General features: G+C 57.5%; 26 protein-coding genes. 18 read left to right on the top strand and 8 right to left on the bottom strand.

All coding sequences use genetic code 11. The annotated features are described in order from the left end of the window. Positions 1-20: 20 nt before the first annotated feature. A complete protein-coding gene (locus tag ACIPY9_RS10450) occupies positions 21-413 on the bottom strand; it encodes a Fe2+/Zn2+ uptake regulation protein (RefSeq protein ID WP_400700193.1) in 393 nt (130 codons plus the stop codon). A gap of 311 nt (positions 414-724) precedes the next feature. After that, on the bottom strand, positions 725-1750 hold the full coding sequence (locus tag ACIPY9_RS10445; RefSeq protein ID WP_400700191.1) for a FecR family protein: 1026 nt from the start codon (positions 1748-1750) through the stop codon (positions 725-727). Between the two features lie 217 nt (positions 1751-1967). On the opposite strand from ACIPY9_RS10445, the gene ACIPY9_RS10440 reads away from it, so the two are divergent. The 4 genes from ACIPY9_RS10440 (at position 1968) to map (ending at position 4409) form a co-directional block, all read left to right on the top strand. Next, positions 1968-2999: an Ldh family oxidoreductase gene (locus ACIPY9_RS10440; protein WP_400700189.1), complete on the top strand. Its 1032-nt coding sequence runs from the start codon at positions 1968-1970 to the stop codon at positions 2997-2999. Between the two features lie 100 nt (positions 3000-3099). Further along, on the top strand, positions 3100-3294 hold the full coding sequence (locus tag ACIPY9_RS10435) for a hypothetical protein (protein ID WP_400700187.1): 195 nt from the start codon (positions 3100-3102) through the stop codon (positions 3292-3294). A gap of 84 nt (positions 3295-3378) precedes the next feature. Continuing rightward, complete coding sequence (locus tag ACIPY9_RS10430) at positions 3379-3621, top strand: ParD-like family protein (RefSeq protein WP_400700185.1); 243 nt, start codon at positions 3379-3381, stop codon at positions 3619-3621. Further along, positions 3618-4409 (top strand): type I methionyl aminopeptidase, encoded by a 792-nt coding sequence (gene map, locus ACIPY9_RS10425; protein WP_400700183.1) that lies wholly within the window; start codon positions 3618-3620, stop codon positions 4407-4409. Before ACIPY9_RS10430 ends, map begins: the two co-directional genes overlap by 4 nt. 86 nt (positions 4410-4495) lie before the next feature. Here map and ACIPY9_RS10420 read toward each other — a convergent pair whose 3' ends face one another. From ACIPY9_RS10420 to ACIPY9_RS10410, 3 genes are all read right to left on the bottom strand, one after another. Continuing rightward, positions 4496-4732 carry a DUF6555 family protein gene (locus tag ACIPY9_RS10420; protein WP_400700181.1) on the bottom strand — a complete coding sequence of 79 codons (237 nt, stop codon included), beginning with the start codon at positions 4730-4732 and terminating at the stop codon, positions 4496-4498. Between the two features lie 358 nt (positions 4733-5090). Beyond that, on the bottom strand, positions 5091-5792 hold the full coding sequence (locus ACIPY9_RS10415) for an endonuclease (protein ID WP_400700179.1): 702 nt from the start codon (positions 5790-5792) through the stop codon (positions 5091-5093). A 4-nt stretch (positions 5793-5796) separates the two neighbouring features. Further along, the gene (locus ACIPY9_RS10410; protein WP_400700177.1) at positions 5797-6051 is read right to left on the bottom strand and encodes a DUF1654 domain-containing protein; all 255 of its coding nucleotides are present in this window, start codon (positions 6049-6051) and stop codon (positions 5797-5799) included. 306 nt (positions 6052-6357) lie between these two features. On the opposite strand from ACIPY9_RS10410, the gene ACIPY9_RS10405 reads away from it, so the two are divergent. Genes ACIPY9_RS10405 through ACIPY9_RS10375 form a run of 7 tightly spaced genes read left to right on the top strand, consistent with a single transcriptional unit; the run spans position 6358 to position 13330 of the window. Beyond that, positions 6358-7314, top strand: coding sequence for a sugar ABC transporter substrate-binding protein (locus ACIPY9_RS10405; protein ID WP_400700175.1), 957 nt, complete (start codon positions 6358-6360; stop codon positions 7312-7314). Positions 7315-7366: 52 nt separating this feature from the next. After that, the gene (locus ACIPY9_RS10400) at positions 7367-8920 is read left to right on the top strand and encodes a sugar ABC transporter ATP-binding protein (protein ID WP_400700173.1); all 1554 of its coding nucleotides are present in this window, start codon (positions 7367-7369) and stop codon (positions 8918-8920) included. After that, complete coding sequence (locus ACIPY9_RS10395) at positions 8917-9909, top strand: ABC transporter permease (RefSeq protein ID WP_400700171.1); 993 nt, start codon at positions 8917-8919, stop codon at positions 9907-9909. Before ACIPY9_RS10400 ends, ACIPY9_RS10395 begins: the two co-directional genes overlap by 4 nt. 1 nt (position 9910) lies before the next feature. Next, entirely contained in the window at positions 9911-10933 is a 1023-nt protein-coding gene (locus ACIPY9_RS10390; protein WP_400700169.1) for a LacI family DNA-binding transcriptional regulator, read from the top strand. Between the two features lie 24 nt (positions 10934-10957). Then, entirely contained in the window at positions 10958-11875 is a 918-nt protein-coding gene (rbsK, locus tag ACIPY9_RS10385; protein ID WP_400700167.1) for a ribokinase, read from the top strand. After that, positions 11872-12276 carry a D-ribose pyranase gene (gene rbsD / locus ACIPY9_RS10380; RefSeq protein ID WP_400700165.1) on the top strand — a complete coding sequence of 135 codons (405 nt, stop codon included), beginning with the start codon at positions 11872-11874 and terminating at the stop codon, positions 12274-12276. The genes rbsK and rbsD overlap by 4 nt, the downstream gene beginning before the upstream one ends. A gap of 28 nt (positions 12277-12304) precedes the next feature. Further along, positions 12305-13330 carry a nucleoside hydrolase gene (locus tag ACIPY9_RS10375; protein ID WP_400700163.1) on the top strand — a complete coding sequence of 342 codons (1026 nt, stop codon included), beginning with the start codon at positions 12305-12307 and terminating at the stop codon, positions 13328-13330. A 24-nt stretch (positions 13331-13354) separates the two neighbouring features. Here ACIPY9_RS10375 and ACIPY9_RS10370 read toward each other — a convergent pair whose 3' ends face one another. Next, positions 13355-13558 carry a hypothetical protein gene (locus tag ACIPY9_RS10370; protein ID WP_400700161.1) on the bottom strand — a complete coding sequence of 68 codons (204 nt, stop codon included), beginning with the start codon at positions 13556-13558 and terminating at the stop codon, positions 13355-13357. Between the two features lie 281 nt (positions 13559-13839). On the opposite strand from ACIPY9_RS10370, the gene ACIPY9_RS10365 reads away from it, so the two are divergent. Next, positions 13840-14166: an I78 family peptidase inhibitor gene (locus ACIPY9_RS10365; protein ID WP_400700159.1), complete on the top strand. Its 327-nt coding sequence runs from the start codon at positions 13840-13842 to the stop codon at positions 14164-14166. Positions 14167-14230: 64 nt separating this feature from the next. Here ACIPY9_RS10365 and ACIPY9_RS10360 read toward each other — a convergent pair whose 3' ends face one another. Both ACIPY9_RS10360 and ACIPY9_RS10355 read right to left on the bottom strand, forming a co-directional pair. Further along, positions 14231-14443, bottom strand: a complete 213-nt coding sequence (locus ACIPY9_RS10360) for a cold-shock protein (protein WP_400700157.1) — start codon at positions 14441-14443, stop codon at positions 14231-14233. A 294-nt stretch (positions 14444-14737) separates the two neighbouring features. After that, a complete protein-coding gene (locus tag ACIPY9_RS10355) occupies positions 14738-15046 on the bottom strand; it encodes a hypothetical protein (RefSeq protein WP_400700155.1) in 309 nt (102 codons plus the stop codon). 358 nt (positions 15047-15404) lie between these two features. Between ACIPY9_RS10355 and thrS the strand changes: the two genes are divergently transcribed. From thrS to pheT, 6 genes are all read left to right on the top strand, one after another. Further along, the gene (thrS, locus tag ACIPY9_RS10350) at positions 15405-17327 is read left to right on the top strand and encodes a threonine--tRNA ligase (protein WP_400700153.1); all 1923 of its coding nucleotides are present in this window, start codon (positions 15405-15407) and stop codon (positions 17325-17327) included. Continuing rightward, positions 17327-17878: a translation initiation factor IF-3 gene (gene infC, locus ACIPY9_RS10345; RefSeq protein ID WP_183133906.1), complete on the top strand. Its 552-nt coding sequence runs from the start codon at positions 17327-17329 to the stop codon at positions 17876-17878. The genes thrS and infC overlap by 1 nt, the downstream gene beginning before the upstream one ends. 60 nt (positions 17879-17938) lie before the next feature. Then, positions 17939-18133 carry a 50S ribosomal protein L35 gene (gene rpmI / locus ACIPY9_RS10340; RefSeq protein WP_002553160.1) on the top strand — a complete coding sequence of 65 codons (195 nt, stop codon included), beginning with the start codon at positions 17939-17941 and terminating at the stop codon, positions 18131-18133. A 28-nt stretch (positions 18134-18161) separates the two neighbouring features. Further along, positions 18162-18518 (top strand): 50S ribosomal protein L20, encoded by a 357-nt coding sequence (gene rplT / locus ACIPY9_RS10335; protein ID WP_016963673.1) that lies wholly within the window; start codon positions 18162-18164, stop codon positions 18516-18518. A 103-nt stretch (positions 18519-18621) separates the two neighbouring features. Beyond that, positions 18622-19638 (top strand): phenylalanine--tRNA ligase subunit alpha, encoded by a 1017-nt coding sequence (pheS, locus tag ACIPY9_RS10330; protein WP_024685429.1) that lies wholly within the window; start codon positions 18622-18624, stop codon positions 19636-19638. A 36-nt stretch (positions 19639-19674) separates the two neighbouring features. Next, the gene (gene pheT, locus ACIPY9_RS10325) at positions 19675-22053 is read left to right on the top strand and encodes a phenylalanine--tRNA ligase subunit beta (RefSeq protein ID WP_400700148.1); all 2379 of its coding nucleotides are present in this window, start codon (positions 19675-19677) and stop codon (positions 22051-22053) included. Positions 22054-22056: the final 3 nt, after the last annotated feature.

Here is a 22056-nt window from a genome sequence, read left to right as displayed (position 1 = left end):
GGCGCTCCTCGCGTCAGGAATCACTGAACGTCATCCTTGTTCGATTCGTTCAACCATTCCCAGGCGCGAGGGTGCAGGCTGTAGGTCTTGTCGGAGTTGAGATTGATCACACCTTCGTCGCACAGACGCTTGAGCACTTCACGCACGCTGAGAAACGACAGCGGAACATCCAGGCGCAATAACTGGCTGTGTACACCCCGGACCCCCAGCGGCTGACCTTCGTCATTGGCCGCGAGCAGGGCATCCAGCACCTTGAGCCTGACCAGGCTTGTGCGCAACCCGAAGCTTTTCAGCAGCAGTCTTATATGTTCATTGCTGGGGCGATCCGTCTCCGGGGTGGCGGATTCTGCCTGGGCAGAGACGGCCGTCTGCCGAAGCATCGTGCGGGTTGTAATTCCTTGCCGATTGAACATGCGCAAACTCCTTTTCAGGCTTTTTCAAGCGCGACTCATTGGATTTTTGAACGAGACTCATTTACTAGGACGAACGAGCGTTAAAAAAACTCATATCGATATGGAAAAAAAACATAAAAACTTAATATCGATGGAGTAGAGAGGGCGCCCTTTCAGCGATGTGATCGTGTCGACGTCGCGGATATTTCGGATAAAACGCCCTGTTTTGGGGCGTTTCTCGTGAGTCGGGCGGGATAATAGCGAGAGATTACTCAAAAAAATGTGAAAATGCTTCGCATTTACATTAAGAAGTCATCATGTTTCGGAGGGAATCAACTGCTGGGGCTTGTCGACTGGCGTCTGTTGATGACCGGCTTGCCTTCCTGATTCTGCGTGATGAACACCGGCAACACCTTGGGAAGGGAGGCCAGCAGGCTCGACATGTCACGCGTGTTGTAACTGCCGCCCAGACGAATCGTGCCTGTGGCGTTGTCGGCCAGCAGGATCGGTGTCGGCAGGTAGCGGTTTATCAGGGGCAGTGCCTGGCTCAATGGCATGTCATTGAAGATCAGCTTGCCATTACGCCACGCCAGGCTGGTATCGCCTGCACGGGTTTCGCTGATTCTTGGCTGAGAGTCGCCGGGCTTGTAACTGGCCTGCATGCCAGGTGCCAGAGGATAACCGGTGCCGGGCAGGGTGCGATCGCTGGTGACCTGAACAGAACCTTCCACGAGCATGACCCGCACCTGTTCCTGATACATCCAGACGTTGAAGCGGGTACCTGTCACCCTGACACTGCCTTGACCGGCGCTGACCACGAACGGGTGAGTGCTGTCATGGCTGACTTCAAAGAACGCTTCGCCCTTGCTCAGGGTGACACTGCGTCGATCCTTGTAGTTGGCGTAGGTCAGTTGCGTGCCCAGGTTCAGTTCCACACGGCTGCCATCGGCCATGGTGACGACCCGGGTGGCGTCCTGGGCTTCATAAGTGTCGTAAGCGTTGGGCAGCCAGCCCTGGTTCCAGCCGATAATGCCTGCCAGAGGAATGGCCAGGACAGCAATGGCAGCAGCAACGGCATAGTGGCGCCGGGAGCGTGAACGGTAGGGCGCCGGTTTTGGTGTCTGGGGTTTCAGCTCGATCACAGGTGCCGGATTGACAGGCGTGACCTGTTCGGAAATGTCCCATATCTCCAGCATCGCTTCATATTCGATGGCGTGCTGGGGATGAGCGTTGAACCAGTGGGCAAAGACCTTTCGCTCGGCGTCCGTGCAGTCATCGGCGTGCAGCCGCATGCACCAGTGCGCGGCGGCATCGGTGATTGCGTCATATTCTGCTTCGCTGAGGATTGGGGCGCTCATTGGCTCTCCGGTCTTTACCGTTGACGCATTCTACCTCTTGATCTCCATTGGAGAGAACAATGTATGGCTATTGAGTATCAGACAGAGGCTTATTTCATCGTGAATGTGATCGGCTCTCATTGATGTCAGACAACCATCAATGTTTCCGGCGTTGCACTTGGCACGGTTTCCAGTTGTCATGAAGCGGCCCTTTTCAATCCTGATAGCGGAGTTCCAGATGTCTGAAGCGCGTGGCGATGAACAGGTTCAAACAGTTTCATACCTACAACTGGTAGATCTGCTGCGCCGGATATTTCTTGAGCACGGGACCTCGCCAGACGTCGCCCGCGTGCTGTCCGAGAACTGTGCCAGTGCACAGCGCGATGGCTCCGACAGCCATGGGATCTTTCGCATTCCGGGTTATCTTTCGTCGCTGGCCAGTGGCTGGGTCGATGGTCAGGCTGTGCCTGTGGTCGAGGACGTCGCTGATGCTTTCATCAGGGTCGATGCCGCGAACGGATTTGCCCAGCCAGCCCTGGCTGCGGCCCGTTCACGGCTCATTGAAAAGGTCCGGAAGGCCGGTATCGCAATCCTGGCCATCCGCAACTCTCACCATTTCGCCGCGTTATGGCCGGATGTCGAGCCATTCGCCCGAGAGGGGCTTGTCGCGCTGAGTCTCGTCAACAGCATGACCTGCGTCGTGCCCCATGGCGCTGAAAAACCATTGTTCGGTACCAACCCTATTGCTTTTGCGGCTCCCCGTGCAGACGGTGATCCAATCGTCTTCGACCTGGCCACCAGTGCCATTGCCCATGGCGATGTTCAGATCGCGGCGCGGGAAGGGCGGATGCTGCCCGCAGGGATGGGGGTGGATCGCAGCGGAAAGCCTACCGAGGACCCGAGGGCCATTCTCGATGGCGGGGCACTGCTGCCATTCGGCGGTCACAAGGGATCGGCACTCTCCATGATGGTGGAGTTGCTGGCGGCGGGGCTGACGGGAGGGCATTTTTCGTTCGAGTTCGACTGGTCCAGACACCCCGGAGCCCAGACACCCTGGACAGGGCAGTTGCTGATCGTGATCGATCCCGACAGGGGAGCGGGTCAGTCGTTCGCGCAGCGTAGCGAAGAACTTGTCAGGCAATTGCACGGTGCAGGACAGTCCAGAATGCCTGGTGAGCGCCGATACGCCCGGCGCGTCCAGAGTCTGTCTGTCGGCATCGACATTCCTCTGCACGACTGGCAGCGCCTGCAGGCATTGGCCGGGGGCTGATTTCCGTACGGTGAGCATGACCGCTCGTCGCCCGCAGTCTTGTGCCCAGGGCGGTGATGCGAATACTGTATATAACAACAGTATATAAATAGAGGTCGTCATGTCCCTGAACGCACTACACGGTTCAATGTCCGGTCAATTCTTCAATGCGAGCCTGGCCAACGAGATGCAGCGTGAAGATTTCCTTGCGCTGGCCGCAGCCTTGCGTCAGTTCCATTTCGATGAGCCGCAAGGGGCGATGATCAATGCCGAAACTCACTGTGGCGATGATCACCGGGCTGCCGTCATTGCCTGATGACGATTCATGGCAGAAGGCTTCCAGGGTTGCTTGTGAATATATGAAACATATATGCTTCGTATATTCCATATGAGGTGATCCATGGGGCTGGTAAAGATTTCCGAACACATGCATGCCAATGTCCGCTCGGCCAGCGTGGCCTTGAGCCGTTCCATCAACGCTCAGGCCGAGCACTGGATGCGGATCGGCATGCTGGCCGAACTTCATCCAACACTTGATTACAGTGAAATCTGTCAGATGCTGATTCGGGCCGAGGCTGCGGGCGGCACTGTACTGACGCGTCAGGTTTTCGATATTTCTTCGGTTGAGAAGGTGGCTTCATGAGTCGCGGTATTACGCTCAAGACCGAGCAGGATCTGGTTCAGTTGCGTATCGCTGGTCGATTGGCTGCGGATGTACTCGCCATGATCGCGCCCCATGTAAAGGCCGGTGTCAGCACCGAAGCCCTCGATGACATCTGCAACGAGTACATCGTCAAGGAGCTGAAAGTCATCCCGGCGAATGTGGGCTATCACGGTTTCACCAAGACCACCTGCATTTCTCCCAACGCAGTCGTCTGCCACGGCATTCCTTCGCCGACCGACATTCTCAAGGACGGCGATATCGTCAATATCGACGTGGCTGTCATCAAGGACGGCTGGTATGGCGACACCAGCCGCATGTACCTGGTGGGTGAGGTCAGCCCGCTGGCCAGGCGGCTGGTCGAGACCACTTACGAAGCGACCCGTGCCGGTATTCATGCCGTGCGCCCCGGCGCAACGCTGGGCGATATCGGGCATGCCATCCAGACGGTGGCTCACCGCGAAGGCTTCAGCGTGGTACGTGAATATTGCGGGCATGGCATCGGTCGTACTTACCATGAAGAACCGCAGGTGCTGCACTATGGCGTTCAGGGCAAGGGGCTCAAGCTCAAGCCGGGCATGGTGTTTACCATCGAACCAATGATCAATGCCGGAAAACCGGGCACCAAGACCCTGGCGGATGGCTGGACGGTGTTGACCCGCGATCTGTCATTGTCGGCTCAGTGGGAGCACATGGTGGCCGTGACCGATACAGGTTTTGAGCTGCTCACACCCTGGCCTGACGGCACAGGCGAGTATGCTGCCATTTGAGATGTATGAGGCCGGCCCATCAGGGCCGGTTTTTCATTCAGATGCCTGTTGAAAGGGCTGTCGGTCTGTTGGCATCGTTCTGATGCCTAAATGCTTTCAGAGCATTTTTTCCAGTGCACCTGTGTTACGCCAAAACCCTGTGCCTGCAAGGTCGCGAGCCGCAAGGGGCCTGCTGCGACATTGTCGCTGACCGTGCCTACGCCGGCATGCAGCGTGGCGAAATGCAAGGCGTCGCTCTGGCTGAGTCTGAGGGCCTGATGCAGAAAGTGGCGGGCTTCGCCCTCGAACTGATAGTGGATTTCAAATTCCGTTTGAGTATTCATGCTTGCCTGCCTGTTGGGCGCGAAGGTACGCCATCTGGAAAATGAGTACTTGTGAAGTACCGGTAGCCTGGATGTGCTTCATGCACGGAGTAGTGCTACTTCATTTCGAGATCGATACAGGTCTGCAATCAATTCATGGGGCTCTGGATCGGACAGCCGTCTCTGGGCGTTGCCTGAAAACCGTCAATGTCCTTTGCGTGAAGCCAGGCATTGAAAGGCTGTAGAACACAGTGTTCAGGCAGTGCGCGCAGAAGAAAATTACATCGTTTTGGATCCAAAAAAACAGTTGTCCGACGGATGGCCAGCAGCCTTATCCATATGCAGGAAAACAGCGTCGGAAACTGTCCGAATGAGTGATTCAGGTACAGGACTTGAGGTTGACCGTACCGACGAATTCGTTGCCGTGTCCCATCACACAAGCTACACGCTGGTTGCGTTGACGCTCCCATTCCTGAACCGGATAGGTCTTGTCCCAGGCCTGATACAGCTGTTGATCCTGGCGTGACAGACGCAGGTTGTAATGTTTGCTCATGTAGAAATAGGTCCGTGCAATCATTCCGCGTATCGAAGGGCGCGGCATGACCTTCTTCGCCTTGAAGTCCACCTGGGTCAGGCAGGAGCCATATTGGCCTTTCTGCTCGGGTAGCCAGCCAAAGCTGAAATTGCTCCGGTCACCGTTGACCTCACCGATGCTGGGCACCAGATTGTGTAGATCGGCCTCGGCACGCTTATAGCTGTCGTCATTCTTGGCGCAGTTCTTTCGACCACCGTTCTGCCAGCATTGGCGTTGATGGCCGATCTGCCAGGCCGGCACGATATGTTCCCATTCAATACGTTTTGCGCGAGTGGCGTTCTTGCGTGGCACATAACCGCACGCTGCAAGGTCGACCCGGTTACCGGTGTATTTACAGCCGCAATAAAACTCAGTCGCCTGAGCGGCATACAGGCCCCAGGCGACTTTCTTGGCTTCGCTGAAGGTGCGAGGTGCATCGGCGTGTACGGTCAGTGGAACGAGGGTGAGCAGGGTGGTGCAGAGCAGGGCGGAAAATCGAATCGTCATGCCTTCAGTCTTCCTTCGGCACAGTCCAGAATATTTGCACGCCACCGTCATCGCGCCAGGCGAGGGTGACATTATCGTTCTCTGCGATCTCTTCCAGAAGCTGAGCCCAGTCTTCTTCCGATTCGTCGGGAAGTCGGAATATCAAGGCCGCCTTGGCTTTCTGTGCTGTAGGGGAATTGATGATCTTTTGTATCCGGGTGCCGAGGCGTTCGTAGGAGCCCGGAAGTTCGGGGGACGCTGTTGCGGATTGTTTTGCCACGAAAAAGACCCCTTGATTTGCTGTTCGGATATACAGTATTTCACTGTCTGATCTTTCGCAACTTTTTATGTAGGATCAATTACTTGAGTTCAGCGATATATCACGCTCTGTATATAAACCGGCGTAATGTCTGGCTTTCCATGAGTTTTTTGCCCGCATGCCATCGGCAATGACAGCTTTTGCCTTCATTGACAAAACCTGAAGGCTTTCCCATAGTTCTCTCTCGCAAACGTTTGCGTGTCGATCCGGATTGATCGACCCTGCGTCGTTCGCCCGAACAATAATCACAAGATCGGAGATGAACCCATGAAGCTGCCATTTGCTGGACGTCTTCTCGCCGCCGCCATTTTTTCTGCTGCCACGATGGTCACCCCTCTCTCTTCCGTACAGGCCCAGGAGGCCGAAAAGCCCAAGGTCGCCCTGGTCATGAAGTCATTGGCCAACGAATTCTTCCTGACCATGGAAGACGGGGCCAAGGCCTATCAGAAAGAACACGCCAACGATTTCGACCTGATTTCCAACGGCATCAAGGATGAGTCCGATACGGCCAGCCAGATTCGCATCGTCGAGCAGATGATCGTTTCCAGAGTCGACGCTCTGGTCATTGCGCCAGCCGACTCCAAGGCGCTGGTGCCGGTGATCAAGAAAGCGATGGACGCCGGTATCCAGGTCATCAATATCGACAACCAGCTCGATGCGGCCGTGTTGAAAAGCAAGAACATCGAAGTGCCCTTCGTAGGCCCGGATAACCGCAAGGGGGCTCGTCTGGTGGGTGAGTACCTGGCCAGACAACTGAAGGCGGGCGATGAAGTCGGGATCATTGAAGGTGTGCCGACCACCACCAATGCCCAGCAGCGCTCTGCCGGTTTCAAGGACGCCATGGAAGCTGCGCAGATGAAGGTTGTCTCCGTGCAGTCCGGGAACTGGGAGATCGACAAGGGCAACGCTGTGGCCTCGGCCATGCTCAATGAGTACCCGAACCTCAAGGCCTTGCTGGCAGGCAATGACAGCATGGCACTGGGCGCGGTGTCGGCAGTCCGCGCAGCGGGCAAGGCTGGCAAGGTGATGGTGGTCGGTTACGACAATATCAATGCCATCAAGCCGATGCTCAAGGATGGTCGTGTGCTGGCCACTGCGGATCAGTTTGCGGCCAGACAGGCAGTTTTCGGTATCGAGGCGGCCTTGAAGAAAGTCAGGAAACAGCCGGTCGACAGCGTCAATGGCGTGATCGAAACGCCTGTCGAGCTGGTTACCAAACCCTGATATCCGCTCAATGACGTGCCCGTCCGGTTGCGGCGGGCTCTGGGAGAACGCTATGTCAGCACCTGCTCAGGATGCTGTTCTGTCGGTCAGCGGTGTCGGAAAGACTTACGCCCAGCCGGTGCTTGGCGATATTGACCTGGCACTGATGCGCGGTGAAGTACTGGCCTTGACCGGTGAGAACGGCGCAGGCAAGAGCACCTTGTCGAAGATCATTGGCGGGCTGGTGGTGCCGGATGCGGGAGCCATGCATTTTCAGGGGCAACCGTATCAGCCGGCAAACCGCACACAGGCCGAAAAGCTGGGTGTACGCATGGTCATGCAGGAACTGAATCTGCTGCCAACACTGACCGTGGCCGAGAACCTGTTTCTGGACGACATGCCGCGGCGTCTGGGCTGGATCGATCGCAAGCGCCTGCGGGAAAAGGCAATTCAAGCCATGGCTCAGGTCGGGCTGGAAGCCATCGACCCGGATACGCTGGTTGGCGATCTGGGAATCGGTCATCAGCAGATGGTGGAAATCGCCCGTAACCTGACAGGCGACTGCCATGTGCTGATTCTTGACGAACCTACTGCGATGTTGACGTCGCGGGAAGTCGAGATGTTGTTCAAGCAGGTCAGTCGTCTGCAAGCGCGTGGTGTCTCGATCATCTACATCTCTCACCGCCTGGAAGAGCTGGCTCGTGTTGCCCAGCGCATTGCCGTATTGCGTGATGGCAAGCTGGTCTGTGTCGAGCCGATGGCCCGTTATGACAGCGAACAACTGGTCACCCTGATGGTGGGGCGTGAGCTGGGTGAACATATCGACATGGGGCCTCGACAGATCGGCGAGGTCGCGTTGTCGGTCAAGGGGCTGGGACGCGCTGGCAAGGTGCAGGATGTTTCGTTCCAGGTGCGTCGAGGTGAAATCTTTGGCATTTCCGGCCTGATCGGTGCTGGGCGAACCGAGCTTCTGCGACTGATCTACGGGGCTGACAAGGCCGATAGCGGCAGCATCGAGGTGGGGCAGCCGCTGCGCAAGGCAGACATCCGCTCACCGGCGGATGCTGTGGAGCATGGCATTGCACTGATCACGGAGGATCGCAAGGGTGAAGGCCTGCTGATGTCGCAGTCGATCAGCGCCAATATTGCCTTGGGCAATATGTCGGTCATCGCCCGGGGCGGAGTGGTCAGCGCCCGTGACGAACTGGCGTTGGCGCAGCGGCAGGTCGAAGCCATGCGTATCCGCAGCTCCAGCCCTGCACAGCCGGTTTCGGAGCTTTCCGGTGGCAACCAACAGAAAGTGGTGATAGGCCGCTGGCTGGAGCGGGACTGCCCGGTGATGCTCTTCGACGAACCCACACGCGGTATCGATGTGGGGGCCAAGTTCGATATTTATGCGTTGTTGGGCGAACTGACACGCCAGGGGCGGGCGCTGGTCGTCGTGTCCAGCGACCTGCGGGAACTCATGTTGATCTGTGACCGCATTGGCGTGCTGTCGGCCGGTCGCCTGATCGAGACTTTCGAGCGCGATCACTGGACTCAGGATCAATTGCTTGCCGCCGCTTTTGCCGGCTATCAAAAACGTGATGCGTTGCTGACCGAAGCAGCGCCCAGGAATGACCCATGAAAAGCTCTATTTCCCAGGCGCTGCCTTTACCGGCCCGGCGTGGCGGCAATTATTTCGGCCTCGGCACGTACCTTGGTCTGGCGGGTGCCTTGCTGGCGATGATTGTGTTGTTTTCGCTGTTGAGCGATCACTTTCTGTCGTACCAGACCTTCAGCACCCTGGCCAACCAGATCCCGGACCTGATGGTCCTGGCGGTCGGCATGACACTGGTGCTGATCATCGGCGGTATCGACCTGTCGGTCGGCTCGGTTCTGGCGCTGGCCGCCTCGGCGGTGAGCGTCGCGATTCTGGGGTGGGGCTGGAGCGTGTTTCCCGCTGCTCTGCTGGGTATCGCCTGTGCCACCCTGGCGGGCAGCATTACCGGTTCGATCACCGTGGCATGGCGTATTCCGTCATTCATCGTGTCGCTGGGCGTGCTGGAGATGGCGCGAGGCGTGGCGTACCAGATGACGAACTCGCGCACGGCCTATATCGGGGATGCCTTCGCCTGGCTTTCCAACCCTGTCGCTTTCGGCATATCGCCTTCGTTCATCATCGCATTGCTGGTGATCTTCATCGCTCAGGCGGTACTGACCCGGACAGTGTTCGGCCGTTACCTGATTGGCATCGGCACCAATGAAGAGGCTGTGCGTCTGGCGGGGATCAACCCGAAGCCTTACAAGATTCTGGTGTTTTCGTTGATGGGTCTGCTGGCCGGTGTGGCCGCGCTGTTTCAGATATCCCGCCTTGAAGCGGCCGATCCCAATGCTGGAGCCGGGCTGGAGCTGCAGGTCATCGCGGCAGTGGTGATTGGCGGCACGAGCCTGATGGGCGGGCGCGGTTCGATCATCAGCACCTTCTTTGGCGTCCTGATCATATCCGTCCTGGCCGCAGGCCTGGCGCAGATCGGTGCGACAGAGCCTACCAAGCGCATCATCACAGGGGCGGTGATCGTGATTGCGGTGGTGCTGGATACCTATCGCAGTCATCGGGCACGGCGGCAGGGCTGACATGGCAACCATCAAAGATGTCGCTGCGCTGGCGGGGATCTCCTATACCACGGTGTCCCATGTGCTGAACAAGACCCGTCCGGTGAGCGATCCGGTGCGGCTCAAGGTCGAGGCCGCCATTGCACAGCTGGACTACGTGCCCAGTGCCGTTGCCCGTTCGCTCAAGGCCAAGACCACCTCGACCATCGGACTGTTGATCCCTAATGGCATCAACCCTTATTTCGCCGAGCTGGCGCGGGGGATCGAGGATCACTGCGAGCGCAATGGCTTTTGCGTGATCCTTTGCAATTCGGACGACAACCCGGAAAAACAGCGCAATTACCTGCGTGTTTTACTGGAGAAACGCGTCGACGGTCTGATTGTCTCTTCGGTAGAAGGCGATGTGAGTGTTGCTGGTGGCCTGGCTGAGGTGCGCACGCCACTGGTGATTGTCGACCGCGAGCTTGAGGGTATCGCTGCCGATATGGTCCGTATCGATCATGAGCAGGGGGCCTATCTGGCGACCCGGCACCTGCTTGAACTGGGGCATCGCCGTATTGCCTGCATCGGCGGGCCGGCGAATGCGGCGGTTGCCGGTATGCGTTTTGCCGGCTATCGACGGGCCATGCAGGAGGCCGGCATCACGCTTGTGCCAGAGTGGGCGCGACACAGTGACTTCACCAGTTCGGCAGGCCATGAAGCGGCTGTCGGCCTACTGAGCGGCTCGCGGCCTACCGCCATCTTTGCCGGTAACGATGTGATTGCCATTGGCGTATTGCGCGCAGCGGCAGAGCGAAACATTTCGGTGCCTCGGGATCTTTCGGTCATCGGCTTCGACGATATCCAGATGAGCCGCTATGTCTACCCGGCGCTGACCACTGTCGGGCAGTCGATCATGCAACTGGGCGAGACGGCGGCGCACATGTTGCTGGCCAGAATCGTCGGCCCTTCGGTTGCTACGCCTTGCAAGCGCCTGGTAACCCCCGATGTCGTGGTGCGCGAGTCCACGGCACCACCGAACCCTGCTTTCAATGAAATGCGCTGACATGCAGCGCCGAGCGAATGAGCCATGCAAGCAAAAATAGTGATAGTCGGCAGTCTGAACATGGATCTGGTGATTCGCGCCCCACGCTTGCCGCGTCCCGGCGAAACACTCTCGGGTGAAACCTTTGTCACGGTGCCCGGCGGCAAGGGTGCCAATCAGGCCGTGGCGGCGGCGCGTCTGGGCGGGCGTGTGGCGATGGTGGGGTGCGTGGGTGACGATGCCTATGGCGAGCAACTGCGCGATGCATTACTGGCCGAGGACATCGATTGCCGGGCGGTCACTTCGGTTTCTGGGGTGTCCACCGGCATTGCGTCGATCGTGGTCGATGACAGCAGCCAGAATGCGATCATCATCGTTGCGGGTGGCAATGCGCAGCTGACGCCTTCCCGGGTCGAGCTCTTCGACGAGTTGCTGATGGCTGCCGAGGTGGTCATCTGCCAGCTCGAAGTTCCGATGGAAACAGTCCATTACACCCTCTATCGTGCCCGTGAGCTGGGCAAGACGGTCATTCTCAACCCGGCACCCGCAGCAGCACTGCCTGAAGCGTGGTATGGCTTGATTGACTACCTGATCCCCAATGAAAGCGAGGCCCAGGGGCTGACGGGAATGACCGTGGATTCTCCCGCCTCGGCGCAGAAGGCGGCGACAGCGTTGCTGGCGGCAGGAGCGCGCAACGTCATTATCACGCTGGGCGAGCAGGGCAGTCTGCTGGCCAGTGCGCGAGGGTTTGAGCATATGCCTGCCTTGCGGGTGAAGGCGGTTGATACGACGGCAGCAGGTGATACCTTTGTCGGTGGTTTTGCAGCGGCCCTTGCGCAAGGCAAGAGTGAGTCCGATGCAATCCGCTTCGCTCAGACTGCCGCTGCGCTGTCTGTAACCCGCGCCGGTGCTCAACCTTCGATACCGACGATCCATGACGTGCAGGGATTCAAACACACATGAAAAAGACACCGCTCCTCAATATCGCCTTGTCCCGTGTAATTGCCTCGCTGGGGCATGGCGATATTCTCATGATCGTCGATGCCGGCATGCCCGTGCCTGCGGGTGTCGAATTGATCGACCTGGCACTGACCCAGGGCGTGCCGGATTTTGCCAGTGTGCTGGATGTCGTGCTGACGGAAATGCAGGTCGAAAGCCATGTGCTGGCCAGTGAAATGCTTGAAGTCCAGCCACCAGGGCTGCAAGTGATCGAAGCCTTGGCGCTCGATGCGCAGCTGGGGCAGCAGCACTGGGTCAGTCATGAAGAGTTGAAGGTCTTGAGCCGCAAGGCCAAGGCTATCGTTCGCAGCGGGGAATGCCAGCCGTACAGCAATGTTGCTCTGGTGGCGGGCGTAGTGTTTTAAAAAGGAAGTCTTGAACAGGGAGTCAACGATGCAGTTATTGAAGCTGACGAGAGAGTTACTGTGGAGTCTGTCGATTATGGCCATTCTAGGTGCTGCTGCCGTACAGGCAGCCGAAAGACGTAACCTGATCATCGATACCGATCCGGGGGCTGACGACGTGGTGGCGCTGCTGTTGGCGCTGGCGTCTCCGGAAGAGCTGAACGTGCTTGGGATCACCACGGTGGCCGGCAACGTGCGTCTGGACAAGACCTCGCGCAATGCCCGGCTTGCCCGCGAATGGGCAGGGCGTGAGGATGTGCCGGTCTATGCCGGTGCGCCAAAACCTCTGGTGCGCACACCGATCTATGCCGAAAACGTGCACGGTCAGGAAGGCTTGCCCGGTGTGCCGATTCATGAGCCTGCAAAAGGGCTGGCCGAGGGGAGTGCTGTCAATTACCTGATCGACACCTTGAAGAAGGCCGAACCACACAGCATCACCATCGCGATGCTGGGGCCACAGACCAACCTTGCGCTGGCGCTGGTGCAGGCTCCCGAGATCACGCAGGGCATCAAGGAAGTCGTGATCATGGGCGGGGCGCACTTCAATGGTGGCAACATCACCCCGGTTGCCGAGTTCAACCTGTTCGCCGACCCTCATGCTGCGCAGATCGTACTGGCCAGCGGGGTCAAGCTGACGTATGTGCCGCTGGACGTGACCCACAAGATTCTGACCAGCGAACAGCGACTCCAGAAGATCGCCGCCCTGGGGAATCAGGCGGGCAAGCTGGTGGGCGGTATTCTCGATGAGTACGTCAAACTGGACATGGAGCATTACGGATTGCCCGGCGGGCCTGTCCATGATGCGAGCGTCATTGCCTGGTTGCTCAAGCCCGACTTGTTCTCGGGCCGCTCCATCCATCTTGCAATCGACAGTCGTGAAGGTATCGGCTTCGGTCAGACGGTCGCCGACTGGTACGGGACCTTGAAGCAGTCGCCGAATGTGTTCTGGGTCGAGAACGGCGATGCCCAGGGCTTTTTCGATCTGCTGGCCAGTCGGTTGGCGCGCTTGAAATAAGGCGCCTGTGCGAGCCGGGCTGCGTCAGGAAGATACCTCGGGCACGTCCTCCGTCGAGTATCTGCTGAGCACCTGGCCGAGAAAGGTTCGGGCACCCTCGGTGCCCAGTTCCTTGATCAAGAGATCGACGGCAATGATCGCCAGTTCTTCGGCCGTGCCCGGGCTGTGTGAACAGTGTCCCTGAGGCCATCTGGCCTTGATGTCCGCATCGATGGATATGACTGTCATGTCTGTCTCGCCTTGTGTGAAAAGCAACGTATCGTCCTGAACGTTGCCGAATGCCCGGACGCGGTATCCAGTAAACCATTCCCGGTGCCTGTTGGCACTTCTACTTACGCATCATGCCGATTTATTAATAGCCTGTGCGAATAAACGTTTTGTGACGATTCGGCTGCGCATGTACGCCCTCTCTGGGGCAGACTTTCGGCGTGTTTTACCCTGTTTCTGCAACCAATGCAGTGGGATGCGGTCGCACAAGGTCTGATTCATTCATTGGGAGAGGAGGCGATATGCCCCGGAAATTTGCAACATTGGCTTTTGCCGTCGCGACGACGCTGCTGGCAGGATGCAGCACTTCGTCATCAGGGGACAAGCCTGAAGCGGCCCCGGCTTCCGGGACTCATGCCGGGCATGGTCGATGTGATGCAGCGCAGGCGCAGTTCGCTGTCGGTCAGCAGGCGTCAGCCGGATTGCTCTCCGAGGTGCGTAACAAGTCCGGATCGCAGGAGGCTCGTATCATCGGGCCTAACGACATGGTTACGCTGGAATACCGGTCTGAGCGGGTGAATATCAATACAGACGCCACTGGCAAGGTTGTCCGTGTCAATTGCGGGTGATGCCGGTATTTCTTCGAGCAATAAAAAAACCCGTCGATGACGGGTTTTTTTCAAGTCAGGTGGTTCAGACCACGGTGACTTCTTCTGCCTGCATGCCTTTCTGGCCTTTGGCAGCAACGAAAGAAACGGTCTGGCCTTCTTTCAGGCTTTTGAAACCGTCGGCCTGGATTGCTTTGAAGTGCACGAACAGATCGTCACCGCCACCTTGTGGAGTGATAAAGCCGAAGCCTTTTTCATCGTTGAACCATTTTACGGTGCCGGTTTGGCGATTAGACATGGTGTATCTCCAAGAACATAATTTTCAGTAGAACGTGCTGCTCAGGCCAACTGGGCACACAGAGGCATAATAGTCGAAATGTAAGAAAAGAGAGCTGTTTAGGTAGGAACTTTGAATAAACGTCGAGAAGATGCAGGGCATCATATTGCTTTTGCGTCGATATGCCGTAACCGGCTGCGGAGGGAGAAGAGGCCTGATTCGTGATGAAAGCCCCGTTTCATGGGGCTTTCAGGGATCGGTGTCGAATATTCTGTTCGTTATCGATGAGGGCGCTTGAATCTGCCTATGGGCGATTTATTTTTTTGCCTGGTTGCAGTTTTCGGCGACCAGTTTCTGGAGTTTCGACGTCAATGCAGGGTTTTGCGCGGCATTTGAGTTGAGGGTCGCGATTTCCTTGTCCGAGAAATGAGCATCGACCTGGCGTGCGCCGCACTCGCAATGGGTCTTGGCCGTCTTGTCGTCCAGATTATGCTGCTTCGCGGCGTTGACGCATTCCTGAGTGAAGGTCGCACGTGTCGCATTGTCCATGGCTGCCTGGGCCGTCAACGGTCCCGTCAGGGCAGCGCAGGCAAACAGGGCAGGCAAAAGGTGTAAGCGCTTCATGGTGTTCTCCTTTACTGGAAGGTTCATACAGGAACTCGACTTATTCAGACGGTCTTGAAAGGCTCCAGTTCAGCCAGCCTGCAAATTTGCCCTGTTTTTGGAATATGAGGGCAGGATGTACGTGTCAAGTGGGCGAGCTGTGCTAGGATGCGCCTCCTGTCGCTTTTTCGCAGCCTGTGACCCTGTTGGTCATCGGCGTGATACAGGCAGGTTTTTGTACAATCCAGTCATCTGGTTCGGTTGAAGGTTGGCCTGAAGGCTCCTGCCACTGTGAGGCAGGCATACCACCGAATCACGTACTGGCTCATCCCAACCCACGTGACCTTTGGTAGGGGTCACCACTAGGAGAGGAGGCGCCATGCCCACTATTACTCTTCCCGACGGCAGTCAACGTTCATTCGATTATCCGGTTTCCGTAGCCGATGTCGCGCTTTCCATTGGCGCAGGCCTGGCCAAGGCCACCGTGGCCGGCAAGGTCGACGGCAAACTGGTCGATGCCTGTGATCTCATCGAGGGCGATGCCAGCCTGCAGATCATCACCCCCAAGGATCAGGAAGGCCTGGAAATCATCCGCCACTCCTGTGCTCACCTTGTCGGGCATGCGGTCAAGCAGCTGTATCCGACCGCCAAGATGGTCATTGGCCCTGTCATCGACGAAGGCTTCTATTACGATATCGCCTACGAGCGCCCGTTCACGCCTGACGACATGGCGGCGATCGAGCAGCGCATGCAGCAGTTGATCGAGAAAGATTACGACGTCATCAAGAAGGTGACTCCGCGTGCCGAAGTGATCGAAGTGTTCACGGCTCGCCAGGAAGACTACAAGCTGCGTCTGGTCGAGGACATGCCTGACCAACAGACCATGGGCCTGTACTACCACGAAGAATACGTCGACATGTGCCGCGGTCCGCACGTGCCGAACACCCGTTTCCTCAAATCCTTCAAGCTGACCAAGCTGTCCGGCGCCTACTGGCGCGGCGATGCGAAGAATGAGCAGTTGCAGCGTGTCTACGGCACCGCCTGGGCAGACAAGAAGCAGCTGGCTGCCTACATTCAGCGCATTGAAGAAGCGGAAAAACGCGACCATCGCAAGATCGGCAAGCGCCTTGGCCTGTTCCATACCCAGGAAGAAGCACCGGGCATGGTGTTCTGGCATCCGCAAGGCTGGACCCTGTATCAGGTGCTCGAGCAATACATGCGCAAGGTGCAGCGCGAGAATGGTTATCTGGAGATCAAGACTCCACAGGTGGTCGACCGCTCCCTCTGGGAGAAGTCCGGGCACTGGGCCAACTACGCCGACAACATGTTCACCACCGAGTCCGAGAGCCGCGACTACGCGATCAAGCCGATGAACTGCCCTTGCCACGTGCAGGTGTTCAATCAGGGCCTGAAGAGCTACCGCGAGTTGCCCATGCGTCTGGCCGAGTTCGGTGCGTGCCACCGTAACGAGCCTTCGGGTGCGCTGCACGGCATCATGCGTGTGCGTGGCTTTACCCAGGACGATGCGCACATCTTCTGTACAGAAGATCAGATGCAGTCCGAGTCGGCGGCTTTCATCAAGCTGACCCTGGATGTCTATGCCGACTTCGGCTTCAAGGATATCGAGCTCAAACTGTCGACACGTCCTGAAAAGCGCGTGGGTTCCGACGAGTTGTGGGATCGCGCCGAGGCTGCACTGGCTGCCGCTCTGGACAGCGCAGGCCTGCCTTATGACCTGCAGCCGGGCGAGGGTGCCTTCTATGGTCCGAAGATCGAGTTCTCCTTGAAGGATTGCCTGGGCCGTGTCTGGCAGTGCGGCACCTTGCAGCTGGACTTCAACCTGCCGATCCGCCTGAGCGCCGAATACGTCTCGGAAGACAACGGCCGCAAGCATCCGGTCATGCTGCACCGTGCCATCCTGGGTTCCTTCGAGCGTTTCATCGGTATCCTGATCGAGCATTACGAAGGCGCATTCCCGGCCTGGCTTGCTCCGACGCAGGCGGTGATCATGAATATCACTGATAAACAGGCAGATTTTGCTCTCGAAGTCGAAAAAACTCTGGCTCAAAGCGGATTTCGTGCCAAGTCTGACTTGAGAAATGAAAAGATCGGCTTTAAAATCCGCGAGCATACTTTGCTCAAGGTTCCTTATCTCCTCGTCATCGGAGATCGGGAAGTTGAAACGCAAACTGTCGCTGTGCGTACACGCGAAGGCGCTGACCTCGGTTCAATGCCGGTCGCCCAATTCGCTGAATTCCTCGCACAAGCGGTTTCCCGGCGTGGTCGCCAAGATTCGGAGTAATTATTATTAAGCGTGAAATGAGACAAGATAAACGAGCTGCACCCAAGGCCCCGATCAATGAGAATATCTCGGCCCGCGAGGTTCGGTTAATTGGCGCTGACGGCGAGCAGATTGGCATCGTCTCCATTGATGAAGCGCTTCGTATCGCCGAAGAGGCGAAGCTGGATCTGGTAGAAATTTCTGCCGACGCAGTACCTCCGGTCTGCCGTGTCATGGACTACGGCAAATCGATCTTCGAGAAGAAGAAACAGATTGCTGCGGCGAAGAAAAACCAGAAGCAGATCCAGGTTAAAGAAATCAAGTTTCGTCCAGGGACGGAGGAAGGGGATTACCAGGTAAAACTACGCAACCTGGTACGTTTCCTGAGTGACGGGGACAGGGCCAAGGTATCGTTGAGATTCCGCGGTCGTGAGATGGCCCACCAGGAGCTGGGTATGGATCTGTTGAAGCGGGTTGAAGCTGACCTCGCCGAATACGGTTCCGTCGAACAGCATCCTAAGATGGAAGGACGCCAGCTGATCATGGTCATCGCCCCGAAAAAGAAGAAGTAACCACCAGGGCACGGCAGGCCTTGCGGTTATGTTTATCAATTGAATGCGGAGTATCCGAACATGCCAAAGATGAAGACTAAAAGTGGTGCAGCTAAGCGGTTTTTGAAAACTGCTAACGGCATCAAGCACAAACACGCTTTCAAGAGCCACATCCTGACCAAAATGTCGACCAAGCGTAAGCGTCAACTGCGCGGTAGCAGCTTGCTGCATCCGTCTGACGTGGCAAAAGTCGAGCGCATGCTGCGCCTTCGTTAATTTTGATCAAGAATAGAGGAAGTAACTCATGGCTCGTGTAAAGCGTGGCGTCATTGCCCGTAAGCGTCACAAGAAAATTCTGAAACTTGCTAAAGGCTACTACGGCGCGCGTTCACGCGTATTCCGTGTTGCCAAGCAAGCGGTAATCAAGGCAGGCCAATACGCCTACCGTGACCGTCGTCAGAAAAAACGTCAGTTCCGCGCTCTGTGGATCGCTCGTATCAACGCTGGTGCTCGTACCAACGGTCTGTCTTACAGCCGTTTGATCGCTGGTCTGAAAAAGGCGTCCATCGAGATCGACCGTAAGGTTCTGGCTGATCTGGCAGTGAACGAAAAAGCGGCGTTTGCTGCGATTGTCGAGAAAGCTAAAGCCACTCTGGCCTAAGTCCCCGACAATCACCGGCTCCGGTTTCCGGGTCCGGTATTGAACGTCATAAATAGGGGAAGAGCCTTTGGCTCTTCCCCTATTTCGTATCTGGAGTCTGTACATGGAAAACCTGGACGCGCTGGTCTCGCAAGCTCTTGAGGCTGTGCAAAGCGCTGAAGATATCAATGCCCTGGAGCAAATCCGGGTTCACTACCTCGGCAAGAAAGGCGAGTTGACTCAGGTGATGAAGACCCTGGGGAACCTGCCGGCAGAAGAGCGTCCGCAAGTCGGTGCCCTGATCAACGTTGCCAAGGAGCGTGTCACAGAGGTTCTCAATGCCCGCAAGGCGTCGTTTGAGCAGGCAGAACTGACTGCCAGGCTCGCGGCCGAATGCATTGACGTGACCTTGCCGGGCCGCGGTCAGACCTCTGGCGGTCTGCACCCGATCACCCGAACTCTGGAACGTATCGAACAATTCTTCACCCATATTGGCTACGGCATTGCCGAAGGCCCTGAGGTCGAAGACGATTACCACAACTTCGAGGCGCTCAACATCCCAGGCCATCACCCGGCCCGTGCGATGCATGACACCTTCTATTTCAATGCGAACATGCTGCTTCGTACCCACACCTCGCCGGTGCAGGTACGGACCATGGAGTCGCAACAGCCGCCGATCCGTATCGTATGTCCGGGTCGTGTCTATCGCTGTGACTCGGATATCACCCACTCCCCGATGTTCCACCAGATCGAAGGCCTGCTGGTCGATCGCGACATCAACTTCGCGGATCTGAAGGGCACCATCGAAGAGTTCCTGCGCGTCTTCTTCGAGAAGGAGCTGGCTGTACGTTTCCGTCCTTCGTTCTTCCCGTTCACCGAGCCGTCCGCTGAAGTCGATATGGAATGCGTGATGTGCAGCGGTAAAGGCTGCCGTGTCTGCAAGCAGACTGGCTGGCTGGAAGTCATGGGCTGCGGCATGGTTCATCCGAACGTATTGCGCATGTCCGGCATCGATCCTGAAGAGTTCCAGGGCTTTGCTTTCGGCATGGGTGTCGAGCGTCTGGCAATGCTGCGTTACGGCGTCAATGATTTGCGCCTGTTCTTCGACAACGACCTGCGGTTCCTGGCGCAATTTCGCTAGGTCGCATGCCCGTAACGAATCTATTAGGAGAGCAGGATGAAATTCAGTGAACAATGGCTGCGTGGCTGGGTAAGCCCGCAAGTTTCCCGCGACGAGCTGGTTGCTCGTCTGTCGATGGCCGGTCTTGAGGTCGATAGCGTCACGCTGGCCGCCGGTGTCTTCTCGGGTGTGGTGGTGGGCGAAGTCCTGAGCACCGAGCAACACCCTGACGCTGACAAGCTGCGCGTTTGCCAGGTCAGCAATGGTACCGAGACCTTCCAGGTCGTCTGTGGTGCGCCGAACGTGCGTCCCGGCCTGAAGATTCCTTTTGCGATGATCGGCGCCGAGCTGCCGGGCGACTTCAAGATCAAGAAGGCCAAGCTGCGTGGTGTCGAATCCAACGGCATGCTGTGTTCCGCGGCCGAGCTGCAAGCGGGCGAGGGCAATGATGGTCTGATGGAGCTGGCTGCCGATGCGCCTGTCGGCCAGGACATTCGCGTTTACCTTGAGCTGGACGATGCGAGCATCGAAGTCGACCTGACACCCAACCGTGGTGACTGCCTGTCGGTGGCCGGTCTGGCTCGCGAAGTCGGTGCGCTCTATGCTGCCGAAGTCACTCGTCCATACGTGGCTCCTGTTGCTGTCGTGCATGATGAAGTCCGCCCTGTCGAAGTGCTGGCTCCGGCGGCGTGCCCGCGCTACCTGGGTCGTGTGATCCGTAACGTCGACCTGTCGCGTCCTACTCCGCTGTGGATGGTAGAGCGCCTGCGTCGTTCGGACGTGCGCAGCATCGATGCGGCTGTCGATATCACCAACTACGTCATGCTGGAGCTGGGTCAGCCACTGCATGCATTCGATCTGGCCGAAATCAATGGCGGGATTCGTGTGCGCATGGCCGAGGAGGGCGAGAAGCTTGTCCTGCTCGATGGTCAGGAAGTCAGCCTGCGTGCCGACACTCTGGTCATTGCCGATCACCAGCGCGCTCTGGCCATTGCCGGCGTCATGGGTGGCGAGCACAGCGGTGTCACCACCAAAACCCGCGATATCTTCCTTGAAAGCGCTTTCTTCGACACTATCTCGGTTGCTGGCAAGGCTCGTTCCTATGGCCTGCACACCGATGCGTCGCACCGTTACGAGCGCGGCGTGGACTGGCAACTGGCCCGTGAAGCCATGGAGCGCGCCACTGGCCTGCTGCTGGAAATCACTGGCGGCGAAGCCGGTCCGGTCATTGAAGCTGTCAGCGAACAGCACCTGCCTTCGATTGCCACCGTCACCTTGCGCGCAAGCCGTGTCGAGCAGATGCTCGGTCTGGTGATTGAAAATGCTGAAATCGAACGTCTTCTGACGGCGCTGGGCCTGAAACTGAGCCGCGAAGCCGAAGGGCAGTGGGCTGTCGAAGTACCAAGCCATCGTTTCGATATCAGCCTTGAAGTCGACCTGATCGAAGAGCTGGCCCGTCTGTATGGCTACAACCATCTGCCGGTTCGTTACCCGCAAGCTCGTCTGGCCCCTCAGGCCAAGGCTGAAGCGCGTGGCGATCTGCCAGAACTGCGTCGTCTGCTGGTTGCACGTGGCTATCAGGAAGCGATCACTTACAGCTTCATCGATCCGAAGCTGTTCGAGCAGTTCAACCCTGGCGTAGAGCCGCTGTTGCTGGCCAATCCGATCTCGAACGACATGGCAGCCATGCGTTCTTCGCTGTGGCCGGGTCTGGTCAAGGCGCTGCAACACAACCTCAATCGTCAGCAGGATCGCGTCCGCATGTTTGAAAGCGGTCTGCGTTTCGTCGGCCAGCTTGAAGGTCTCAAGCAGGAGCCAATGCTGGCAGGTGTGGTCTGTGGCAGCCGTCTGCCCGAAGGCTGGGCGCAAGGGCGTGATGCAGTCGACTTCTTCGACGTGAAAGCGGATGTTGAAGCGGTTCTTGGTTTTGCCGGTGCACTGGATGAGTTCACGTTCTCCGTGGGCCAGCATCCAGCCCTGCATCCTGGCCAGACGGCCCGTATCGAGCGTGACGGTCGTGAAGTCGGTTTCCTGGGCGCCATCCATCCTGAACTGGCAAAGGCACTGGGGCTTGATCGTCCCGTGTTCGTGTTCGAGCTGGTACTGGGTGAAGTGGCCAAAGGCCGCCTGCCGAAGTTCCATGAGCTTTCGCGCTTCCCCGAAGTGCGTCGTGACCTGGCTCTGCTGGCTGATCGTGATGTCAATTCAAGCGCAGTTCTTGACGTTATCCGTGAAAATGCAGGCGAATGGCTTACGGACCTCAGGCTATTTGACGTTTATCAGGGTAAAGGCATTGATCCGCATAGAAAAAGCCTTGCAGTTGGCTTGACCTGGCAGCATCCATCGCGCACTCTTACTGACGATGAGGTAAACGCAACAACACTTGCAATCCTCACTTCGCTTGAGGAAAGGTTAAACGCCACGTTAAGGAAGTAGCGC

Origin of the sequence: Pseudomonas sp. NPDC089734 (assembly GCF_044748865.1) — a bacterium.
Classification (GTDB): Bacteria; Pseudomonadota; Gammaproteobacteria; order Pseudomonadales; family Pseudomonadaceae; genus Aquipseudomonas.
Note: the sequence above shows the minus strand (reverse complement) of the source record. Positions and strands in the feature narration are given on the sequence as shown.

Coding starts and splice junctions, on each gene's coding strand:
- thrS (WP_400700153.1), top strand. CDS start 15,405: ATGCCCACTATTACTCTTCCCGACGGCAGTCAACGTTCATTCGATTAT.
- ACIPY9_RS10355 (WP_400700155.1), bottom strand. CDS start 15,046: ATGAAGCGCTTACACCTTTTGCCTGCCCTGTTTGCCTGCGCTGCCCTG.
- rpmI (WP_002553160.1), top strand. CDS start 17,939: ATGCCAAAGATGAAGACTAAAAGTGGTGCAGCTAAGCGGTTTTTGAAA.
- ACIPY9_RS10400 (WP_400700173.1), top strand. CDS start 7,367: ATGTCAGCACCTGCTCAGGATGCTGTTCTGTCGGTCAGCGGTGTCGGA.
- ACIPY9_RS10375 (WP_400700163.1), top strand. CDS start 12,305: ATGCAGTTATTGAAGCTGACGAGAGAGTTACTGTGGAGTCTGTCGATT.
- ACIPY9_RS10390 (WP_400700169.1), top strand. CDS start 9,911: ATGGCAACCATCAAAGATGTCGCTGCGCTGGCGGGGATCTCCTATACC.
- rbsD (WP_400700165.1), top strand. CDS start 11,872: ATGAAAAAGACACCGCTCCTCAATATCGCCTTGTCCCGTGTAATTGCC.
- ACIPY9_RS10370 (WP_400700161.1), bottom strand. CDS start 13,558: ATGACAGTCATATCCATCGATGCGGACATCAAGGCCAGATGGCCTCAG.
- ACIPY9_RS10365 (WP_400700159.1), top strand. CDS start 13,840: ATGCCCCGGAAATTTGCAACATTGGCTTTTGCCGTCGCGACGACGCTG.
- ACIPY9_RS10360 (WP_400700157.1), bottom strand. CDS start 14,443: ATGTCTAATCGCCAAACCGGCACCGTAAAATGGTTCAACGATGAAAAA.
- ACIPY9_RS10435 (WP_400700187.1), top strand. CDS start 3,100: ATGTCCCTGAACGCACTACACGGTTCAATGTCCGGTCAATTCTTCAAT.
- ACIPY9_RS10430 (WP_400700185.1), top strand. CDS start 3,379: ATGGGGCTGGTAAAGATTTCCGAACACATGCATGCCAATGTCCGCTCG.
- ACIPY9_RS10395 (WP_400700171.1), top strand. CDS start 8,917: ATGAAAAGCTCTATTTCCCAGGCGCTGCCTTTACCGGCCCGGCGTGGC.
- ACIPY9_RS10450 (WP_400700193.1), bottom strand. CDS start 413: ATGTTCAATCGGCAAGGAATTACAACCCGCACGATGCTTCGGCAGACG.
- ACIPY9_RS10445 (WP_400700191.1), bottom strand. CDS start 1,750: ATGAGCGCCCCAATCCTCAGCGAAGCAGAATATGACGCAATCACCGAT.
- ACIPY9_RS10420 (WP_400700181.1), bottom strand. CDS start 4,732: ATGAATACTCAAACGGAATTTGAAATCCACTATCAGTTCGAGGGCGAA.
- pheS (WP_024685429.1), top strand. CDS start 18,622: ATGGAAAACCTGGACGCGCTGGTCTCGCAAGCTCTTGAGGCTGTGCAA.
- ACIPY9_RS10440 (WP_400700189.1), top strand. CDS start 1,968: ATGTCTGAAGCGCGTGGCGATGAACAGGTTCAAACAGTTTCATACCTA.
- pheT (WP_400700148.1), top strand. CDS start 19,675: ATGAAATTCAGTGAACAATGGCTGCGTGGCTGGGTAAGCCCGCAAGTT.
- ACIPY9_RS10405 (WP_400700175.1), top strand. CDS start 6,358: ATGAAGCTGCCATTTGCTGGACGTCTTCTCGCCGCCGCCATTTTTTCT.
- ACIPY9_RS10415 (WP_400700179.1), bottom strand. CDS start 5,792: ATGACGATTCGATTTTCCGCCCTGCTCTGCACCACCCTGCTCACCCTC.
- rplT (WP_016963673.1), top strand. CDS start 18,162: ATGGCTCGTGTAAAGCGTGGCGTCATTGCCCGTAAGCGTCACAAGAAA.
- rbsK (WP_400700167.1), top strand. CDS start 10,958: ATGCAAGCAAAAATAGTGATAGTCGGCAGTCTGAACATGGATCTGGTG.
- map (WP_400700183.1), top strand. CDS start 3,618: ATGAGTCGCGGTATTACGCTCAAGACCGAGCAGGATCTGGTTCAGTTG.